This window comes from Neobacillus soli NBRC 102451, from assembly GCF_001591665.1.
Taxonomy (GTDB): Bacteria; Bacillota; Bacilli; order Bacillales; family Cytobacillaceae; genus Neobacillus; species Neobacillus soli.
The window spans coordinates 117,927-126,970 of record NZ_BCVI01000016.1 but is presented as its reverse complement, the minus strand read 5'-3'; the positions used below and the strand labels follow the sequence as shown (position 1 = coordinate 126,970).

General features: G+C 40.9%; 8 protein-coding genes. All 8 read right to left on the bottom strand.

What is annotated here, in order from left to right; translation table 11 throughout:
• Positions 1–115: 115 nt before the first annotated feature.
• Entirely contained in the window at positions 116–790 is a 675-nt protein-coding gene (gene deoC / locus BSO02S_RS06270; protein ID WP_066064083.1) for a deoxyribose-phosphate aldolase, read from the bottom strand.
• A gap of 101 nt (positions 791–891) precedes the next feature.
• Positions 892–2,262: a tRNA (N(6)-L-threonylcarbamoyladenosine(37)-C(2))-methylthiotransferase MtaB gene (gene mtaB / locus BSO02S_RS06265; protein ID WP_066064077.1), complete on the bottom strand. Its 1,371-nt coding sequence runs from the start codon at positions 2,260–2,262 to the stop codon at positions 892–894.
• 7 nt (positions 2,263–2,269) lie between these two features.
• Complete coding sequence (locus BSO02S_RS06260) at positions 2,270–3,019, bottom strand: 16S rRNA (uracil(1498)-N(3))-methyltransferase (protein WP_066064074.1); 750 nt, start codon at positions 3,017–3,019, stop codon at positions 2,270–2,272.
• A gap of 108 nt (positions 3,020–3,127) precedes the next feature.
• Entirely contained in the window at positions 3,128–4,069 is a 942-nt protein-coding gene (gene prmA, locus BSO02S_RS06255) for a 50S ribosomal protein L11 methyltransferase (RefSeq protein ID WP_066064071.1), read from the bottom strand.
• Between the two features lie 18 nt (positions 4,070–4,087).
• Positions 4,088–5,209 (bottom strand): molecular chaperone DnaJ, encoded by a 1,122-nt coding sequence (gene dnaJ, locus BSO02S_RS06250; RefSeq protein ID WP_066064067.1) that lies wholly within the window; start codon positions 5,207–5,209, stop codon positions 4,088–4,090.
• Between the two features lie 168 nt (positions 5,210–5,377).
• Positions 5,378–7,213: a molecular chaperone DnaK gene (gene dnaK / locus BSO02S_RS06245; protein WP_066064064.1), complete on the bottom strand. Its 1,836-nt coding sequence runs from the start codon at positions 7,211–7,213 to the stop codon at positions 5,378–5,380.
• 32 nt (positions 7,214–7,245) lie between these two features.
• Positions 7,246–7,839 carry a nucleotide exchange factor GrpE gene (gene grpE, locus BSO02S_RS06240; RefSeq protein ID WP_084374921.1) on the bottom strand — a complete coding sequence of 198 codons (594 nt, stop codon included), beginning with the start codon at positions 7,837–7,839 and terminating at the stop codon, positions 7,246–7,248.
• A gap of 116 nt (positions 7,840–7,955) precedes the next feature.
• Positions 7,956–8,987, bottom strand: a complete 1,032-nt coding sequence (gene hrcA, locus BSO02S_RS06235) for a heat-inducible transcriptional repressor HrcA (protein ID WP_066064097.1) — start codon at positions 8,985–8,987, stop codon at positions 7,956–7,958.
• Positions 8,988–9,044 lie beyond the last annotated feature (57 nt).

Below are 9,044 nucleotides of genomic sequence, written 5' to 3'. Positions count from 1 at the left end.
TCTCAGTGCCCATACCAAGCTTTTTTTCTCGTCCACGGGCACTCTGAACCTCAAATTGCGAGCTCACCGGCCAATTTTTTCCTAACACTGCCTAATGACATGACGATAAAGCTATTTAATAATCTGAAGTTACAGTTAAACCCTTTATTATCGCTACACTTGAACTAGCCCCTATCCTCGTAGCGCCTGCTTCAATCATTTTCACAGCATCCTCTGTGCTTCGTACGCCGCCAGAAGCTTTGACACCAATGTCAGGGCCTACTGTTTTCCGCATTAAGGCAATGTCGTCTATTGTTGCTCCACCTGAAGAGAACCCTGTGGAGGTTTTTACATAATCAGCCCCAGCTTTAACTGAGAGCTCACAGGCACGAATTTTTTCTTCCTTACTTAAAAGACTTGTTTCAATAATCACTTTCGTAAGCGCCCTGCCTTTTGCAGCCTCCACAACAGCATGGATATCACTTTCCACTAACTCATCATTGTGATCCCTTAATGCCCCAATATTAATTACCATATCTACCTCATCGGCACCATGATCAATCGCATTTATCGTTTCATACGCTTTTGTTTCTGAAGTTGTTGCGCCTAAAGGGAATCCAATAACCGTACAAACCTTCACACCACTACCTTGTAAAAGCTCCTTTGACATCTTTACCCATGTAGGGTTTACGCAAACAGAAAAGAACTTATTCTCTTTTGCCTCTAGGCAGAGAGTTTCTATTTGTTCTTTTGTTGCTTCAGGCTTTAGTAAGGTGTGATCAATCATTGCAGCAACATTAGTAGTAGTCATATTTGTATGCTCCTTCCAATTTTAATTCTCAAGATAACAGAAATTTGCTGCTACCTTTAACATACCCAAAATAAAAAAGGACCCCGATAGGTCCTTTTTCCTTAAATAGCAGCTTCTTCTTTATTAAATACTTCTTCCTTAGCCAAGGCTGAATCTTCAACAACCCGGACAAATTGGCCCTCATTATATGGGTAACCTGCTTTGCTGATTTTAACTTTAACAATTTTACCAATTAAATCTTCAGGAGCTGAAAAAACAACTTTCATGTAATTATCAGTATATCCCATCAACATACCTGAATTGACTTCAACCGCAGAGACCTCTTCAGGAATCACTTCCAAAACTTCACCTTCAAATTGCGAAGCATATTCTTTTGCCAGCTGGTCCGAAAGGGAAATCAAACGGTGAACCCGCTCATTTTTCACTTCTTCATCAACTTGATCCTCCATCCGGGCAGCGGGCGTTCCTGTCCGTTTTGAATATGGGAATACATGCAGCTCCGAGAACTTATGTTCGTTAATAAAATTGTACGTTTCCATAAATTCCTCTTCTGTTTCCCCGGGGAATCCAACAATTACATCGGAGGTAACCGCTAGACCAGGAAGTACTTCTCTTAGGCGCTCAAGTCTTTCGCCAAAGAATTCCATCGTATATTTACGGCGCATTCTTTTTAGAACGGTGTCAGAACCAGATTGCAATGGAATATGCAAATGACGGACAACGATATTCGAATGCTTAATAACCTCAATCACTTCATCTGTAATTTGGCTCGCTTCAATCGACGAAATGCGAAGACGTTCCAGCCCTTTTACTGCTTCTAAGTCACGAAGCAACAGGGCAAGATTGTAGTCCTTCATGTCTTCTCCATAACCGCCGGTGTGAATCCCAGTCAAAACAATTTCCTTGTAACCCGCATCCACTAATTGCTGAGCTTGACGAATAACTTCCTTCGGATCACGGGATCTCATTAAACCGCGTGCCCATGGAATAATGCAGAAGGTACAAAAATTATTGCATCCCTCTTGGATTTTTAAAGAGGCACGTGTCCTGTCTGTAAACGAAGGAACATCCAATTCTTCGTAGACACGGTTTTTCATGATATTGCCGACGCCATTAATCGGCTGGCGCTCTAGCTTATATTGTTCAATATAATCAAGCATTTTGACGCGATCCTGTGTACCCACAACAATATCGACACCAGGTATCGCCATAATTTCTGCTGGCGATGTTTGGGCATAACAGCCTGTAACACAAATAACTGCATCAGGATTTTTTCTAACGGCACGACGAATGACCTGACGACTTTTTTTGTCGCCCGTATTCGTTACCGTACATGTATTAATAATATAAACGTCGGATATTGACTCAAATTCTACCCGTTCGTAGCCTTCTTGTTTAAACAACTGCCAAATAGCTTCAGTTTCATAGTGATTTACTTTACATCCTAGTGTATGAAATGCAACTGTTGCCAAAGTTTACTCACCTCATTAATTCAAAATGATAGGAAATGGCCGCTAGTGCATATAATGGGGCTGTTTCCGTTCGTAAAATTCGCGGGCCTAACCCGCAAATCGCAAAACCGTTATTTCTTAGTAGCCCAACCTCGTCATCGGTTAAGCCCCCTTCTGGTCCAAACACCAAAAGAAGTGACTCCCCTTTTTTCATTTGGTTGAGAGTTGAAGAAAGCACAGATGTTTCACCATTCCTGCTCTCCTCTTCAAAGGCTGCTAATTTATAATGAAAATCATTGCTTTTTTCAAGCAGTGCTTTAAAGCTTACTGCGCTAAAAACTTTAGGCAATAAAGTACGATGGGATTGTTCAGCAGCTTCTTTAGCAATCTTTTGCCATCTCTCTATTTTCTTCGCTGCTTTTTTTTCATCCCATTTCACGACAGAACGAGCTGCGGAAAATGGGAGAAACTGATGGGCACCTAGTTCCGTCCCTTTTTGAATAATCCATTCCAGCTTGTCCCCTTTAGGCAGCCCGCTCGCAATGGTAATTGAAATGGGTAGCTCTGGAACCTCATCTTTCCATTGTACAACGTCTGCAACGACACTTGTATCGGTAATTTCTGCAAGCCTGCAAACTGCTTGTTTCCCTTCAGAATCCACACAAATAATCTGATCACCTATTTGCATGCGCATAACCTTGACAATATGATGGCGGTCATCTTCATCAATGGAAAAACGCTCATCGATTGCTCGGTGTTTAACAAAGTAGCGTTGCACACTTTTGCACCCTCTCTAAAAACATTTTACTCCTTATTTTACTAAAGAAGTCCCCGATTTAAAAGTAAGACATTAAAAAAAGGGGTATGGATGCCCCTTTTTTAACAATTATATCCTCTTGGCAATAATCGCAACCCAATCTTCCATTAGAATCGTTTCAGATATTTCAAAACCGGCTGCCACGATCGCATCTTTGACCTGATCTTTTTTCTGCAGGATAATTCCCGATGCAATGAAAGACCCGCCAGGTTTGACAACTTTCGCTGCATCCTCGGTAAACCTTAAAATAACCTCAGCTAAAATATTCGCTACAATTACGTCGGCTGAATTTTCTTCAACGCCATCTAGCAGATTGTTTTGTGATGTAGATGCCCGATCATTCACTTTATTCAGCTTGATGTTAACCCTTGCTGTCGTTACTGCCACCTCGTCAAGGTCAAAAGCCCGAACATCTTCGGCCCCAAGCATAGCTGCCGCTATACTTAACACGCCTGACCCGGTTCCAACATCAATTACTCGATCACCAGGACGAACGATTGTTTCAAGTGCTTGAATACACAAGACAGTTGTCGGATGTGTCCCTGTTCCAAATGCCATTCCGGGATCTAATTCAATGATTAATTCATCACTGCTGACTGGGGTGTAAACCTCCCAAGTTGGAACAATCGTAAACCGCTCGGAAATTTTCACAGGATGATAATACTTTTTCCAAGCAGTCGCCCATTCTTCTTCGTTTACTTCACTAATTGTTACATCGTTTTTCCCAATATCAATATTATAAATCAGTAAATTATTAATCGATTCCTTAATGGCATCTACGGTTTCCCCTAAAAAACTATTGACCGGCAAGTAAGCTTTTACAATGACGCCTTCCTCCGGATAATCGTCAGGATTGAGTTGGTAGATTTCCCCGAATTGATCTTCTCGTTCCTTCGTCAATTCGAAGGGATCTTCAATGACTACACCGCTCGCCCCTGCTTCATGCAAAATATGAGAAATAGGTTCAATCGCCTCATTTGTCGTGTGAATACTGATTTCGGACCATTTCACATCTACCAACTCCAATCCTTATTCGCTTTTAAAGGCACGTTTTACCTTTGAGAAGAAACTTTCTTCATGTTCACCAATCGGAGAAGAACCACTTAGCTCCGCAAATTCTTTTAGAAGCGCTTTTTGTTTGTCTGAAAGCTTCGTAGGTGTAATAATTCGGACAAGAATATATTGATCTCCTACGCCATATCCACGGACATTAGGAACACCTTTTCCTTTTAAACGGAATTTCTTTCCTGTCTGTGTACCTGCAGGAACTTTTAGCTTCACTTTCCCATGCAAGGTCGGTACTTCGATCTCATCACCCAAAGATGCTTGCACAAAGGTGATTGGCATTTCACAATAAATATCATCGCCATCTCTTTCAAAAAACTCATGTTGGCGTACTTGGAAAACCACATAAAGGTCTCCTGCTGGTCCGCCATTAAACCCAGCTTCCCCTTGACCTGTCATGCGAAGCTGCTGACCGTCATCAATACCCGCAGGGATTTTGACATGAATCTTCTTACGCTTTTGTACTTTCCCTGCCCCACCGCAGGTCGAACATTTTTGTTTAATTTCTTTCCCGGTACCATTACAGTGGTGACATGTACGTCGATTAACAATTCTGCCAAATGGGGTATTTTGTTCAACATTTAATTGCCCTGTTCCTTGGCAATGCTGACATGTTTCCGGTTTCGTTCCTGGCTTCGCACCAGACCCATGGCATGTACCACATGTTTCTTCACGTGGGATTTCAATATCTGTTTCTTTACCAAACGCTGCTTCTTCAAAAGAGACAGTCATTGTGTACTGAAGATCTGCTCCTTGTCTTGGTGCATTTGGATCACGTCTTCTTGAGCCGCCACCGCCGCCAAAAAAGGTATTAAAGATATCTTCAAAACCACCAAAGCCGCCGCCACCGCCGCCAAAGCCTTGGTTTGGATCGGTATGGCCGAATTGGTCATACTGTGCCTTTTTTTGATCATCGCTTAATATTTCATAAGCTTCAGTTATTTCCTTAAATTTATCAGCCGCATCAGCTTCTTTATTGATATCTGGATGATATTGTTTTGAAAGCTTTCGATAGGCCTTTTTTATTTCATCCTTTGAAGCACTTTTACTAATTCCAAGCACTTCATAGTAATCCCGTTTACTCATGATTACCCACTCCCGAATATGTCACATAAAGATTATTGTATCATCGCTAAGCTAACAAATGCAATAAAAAAAGCCAAAGCCCCTAGTTCTGACTTTGACTTTTCCTTTGAACATTTAGCATGGTAACCGTCTAGCTTGAACAGCCTAGCCACTTGTGCTTTTTGAGTTTTATTTATCGTCTTTTACTTCTTCAAACTCCGCATCGACAACATCGTCGTTCTTCGCAGCTGAATCTCCTGCTTCTTGACCACCCTGGGCAGCCTGGGCTTGCTTAGCTGCTTCTTCATAAAGCTTAACTGTCAAGGCTTGAACGATTTCTTGTAATGCATCCTTTTTAGCACGAATTTCTTCCAGATCGTTTTTCTCAATTGCTTCTTTTAGAGCATCCTTCGCTTCATTCGCTTTTGCCACTTCACCTGCATCTACCTTACCTTCAAGGTCCTTTAAGGTCTTTTCGGTTGTAAAGACAAGTTGGTCTGCTTCATTACGAAGTTCCACTTCTTCTTTACGTTGTTTATCAGCATCTGCATTTTCTTCCGCTTCTCTGACCATTTGTTGAATTTCTTCGTCAGATAAACCGGTTGAAGACTTGATGGTAATTTGCTGCTCTTTATTTGTTCCTAAATCTTTCGCACGAACATTGACGATACCATTTTTGTCAATATCGAAGTTTACCTCGATTTGTGGAACTCCGCGTGGCGCCGGCGGAATATCCGATAATTGGAAACGGCCTAATGTTTTATTGTTTGCTGCCATTGGACGTTCCCCTTGAAGAACATGGATATCAACAGCTGTTTGACTGTCAGCAGCAGTTGAGAACACCTGTGATTTCGATGTAGGAATTGTTGTATTACGATCGATTAACTTCGTAAATACGCCGCCCATTGTTTCGATACCAAGCGATAATGGAGTAACATCAAGTAAGACTACATCCTTAACATCACCTGTAATAACCCCACCCTGAATAGCTGCACCCATTGCAACTACTTCATCCGGGTTAACACCGCGGTGCGGCTCTTGTCCTGTTGCTTTTTTAATCGCTTCTTGAACAGCAGGAATACGTGTTGAACCACCAACAAGGATTACTTTATCAATTTCTGATGGCGACAAGCCTGCATCACTTAGTGCTTGACGAGTTGGACCCATTGTCCGTTCAACAAGGTTCGCAGATATTTCATCAAATTTTGTTCTTGATAATGTAACCTCAAGGTGAAGCGGGCCAGCTGCACCAGCAGTGATAAATGGAAGCGAAATTTGTGTTGTAGTCACACCTGATAAATCTTTTTTCGCTTTTTCAGCGGCATCCTTTAAGCGTTGTAATGCCATTTTATCTTGCGCAAGGTCAATCCCATTTTCTTTTTTGAATTGATCGACGAGATAATCAATAATAACCTGGTCAAAGTCGTCTCCGCCAAGGCGATTATCACCGGCGGTTGATTTAACTTGGAATACACCGTCTCCTAGTTCAAGAATAGAAACGTCAAATGTACCACCGCCAAGGTCATAAACAAGAATGGTTTGATCTTGATCCGTTTTGTCTAATCCATAAGCAAGCGCGGCAGCCGTTGGCTCATTGATAATACGCTCTACTTCAAGACCAGCAATTTTTCCTGCATCCTTCGTTGCTTGACGCTCAGCATCATTAAAGTAAGCAGGTACCGTAATAACTGCCTTCGTTACTGGTTCGCCAAGATAATCTTCCGCATATGATTTCAAATATTGAAGAATGATGGCAGACAATTCTTGTGGAGTGTACTCTTTGCCTTCAATCTCCACTTTATAATTTGTGCCCATATGACGTTTGATTGACATAATCGTATTTGGGTTGGTAATGGCTTGACGTTTTGCTACTTCTCCAACTTGGCGTTCTCCATTTTTAAACGCTATAACGGATGGAGCTGTACGGTTACCTTCTGGATTTGGAATTACTTTTGGTTCTCCGCCTTCTAGCACAGACACACAAGAGTTTGTTGTACCAAGGTCAATACCGATAATTTTACTCATTGCCTTTTCCTCCTAGAAAAAAATATGTAGATTTATTGATTTACCTTCACCATTGCCGGGCGAATGACTCGGTCTTTAAGCAAATAACCTTTTTGAAATTCATCTGTAACAATGTTTGAGCCATAGTTTTCATCTTCACCCTGCATTACAGCCTGATGCTGATGCGGATCAAACTCTTTACCGACTGCTTCTATCGGTTCAACGCCTTCATTTTTCAAGGCATCTAATAAACTGCGATAAATCATGTCCATCCCTTGAAGCAGTGATTTTGTTTGTTCACCGTCTGCCTCTATTTTCATTGCTCTTTCAAAATTGTCTAATGAAGGCAGTAAATCTGTAATTAACTTTTGCGCTCTATATTTTTCGCCCGCTTCTTGATCCAATCTAGTGCGGCGGCGGAAATTATCAAAATCTGCTTGTAGTCTTAGATACCGATTTTCTGACGCCTCTACTTGCTCCTTCAGCAGTTGAATTTCCTGCTGCTGTTCGTCAATGGGGTCTATAACCGCTTGTTCCGTTGTTTCCTTTTCATCAAAAACAGGTTCAACCGCTATTTCATCGGTAAGTTCTACTTTTTCAGAACCTTCCATTTCTACCTCTTCATTAATTGTATTGTTTTTTTCCATTGTCAACTTACTCACCTCCCTTAAAGCATTTGTTTATTTTTTAAAAATCATGTCATATCCATGGTAAAAGAAGTGAAACTTTAAAGGCATTTCACCCTTATTCACTATTACCCGTGCTACTTATTTTGATACAGCTTGGTTAAAACTGCCGTTAAATCCTTGCTTAAAAATTGCAGCAAGCTAATCACCCGTGAATACTCCATTCTTGTAGGACCAAGGATGGCAATCGTTCCTAAATTTTCAAGCCCAGCGGAATAGGTAGCTGTAATTAAACTGCAATTATCCATGATACTATTATTGTTTTCTCTGCCGATTTTGATATGGATACCTGCCGATTCTTTTCTGATTAAATTATATATCCATTCTTCCTGGTCAATCATCGTTAGCAGACTGCGGATTTTGGTAATGTCATGAAATTCTGGCTGGCTTAATATATTGGTTTTTCCACCGAAAAAAAGCTTTTCCGTTGCTGGCATTTTTAAGGAATCGGCAATCGAATGGAGCATTAAATCATAATTATGGATATGCTGTCTTAAGAGCATCGCTACTTCCTTATAAATCTTATCGTTCAGGTCTTCGAGAGAAACCCCTGCTAAACGGTCGTTCAAAATATTAACCGTTTTTTCTAAATCACTGGCATCCACCGATGCCGGTAATGAAAAAGTACGGTTTTCAACATGGCCTGTATCCGTCACAAAAATAGCAACTGCTGTTTCTTTGTTTAACGGAATGATTTGAATCTTTTTCAACTTATTAATACTTACGGCTGGTCCTAGGACAATCGAAGTATAATTGGTCAGTTCTGATAAAATTTTTGCCGACCTTTGAATAATCTTTTCAAATTCAAAGATTTTCTCTGCGAAAATCGACTGAATAATCGATATATCCTGTTGATTTAAAACTTGAGGCGATAGTAAATGATCAACATAATAGCGATAACCTTGTTCAGATGGAATACGCCCTGAGGAAGTATGCGTCTTTTCAATATATCCCAACTCTTCAAGGTCGGCCATTTCATTGCGAATCGTTGCCGAACTGAAGGAAATTTCCTCCTTTTTCGACAAACTTCTAGAGCCGACTGGTTGGGCAGATCGAATAAAGTCATCAACAATAACCTGAAGAATTAGCAATTGACGATCTGTTAACAACATTCATCACCCCTGTTAGCACTCCAAGTTACCGAGTGCTAATTATACTAATAAATT

Coding starts and splice junctions, on each gene's coding strand:
- dnaJ (WP_066064067.1), bottom strand. CDS start 5,209: ATGAGTAAACGGGATTACTATGAAGTGCTTGGAATTAGTAAAAGTGCT.
- dnaK (WP_066064064.1), bottom strand. CDS start 7,213: ATGAGTAAAATTATCGGTATTGACCTTGGTACAACAAACTCTTGTGTG.
- grpE (WP_084374921.1), bottom strand. CDS start 7,839: ATGGAAAAAAACAATACAATTAATGAAGAGGTAGAAATGGAAGGTTCT.
- deoC (WP_066064083.1), bottom strand. CDS start 790: ATGACTACTACTAATGTTGCTGCAATGATTGATCACACCTTACTAAAG.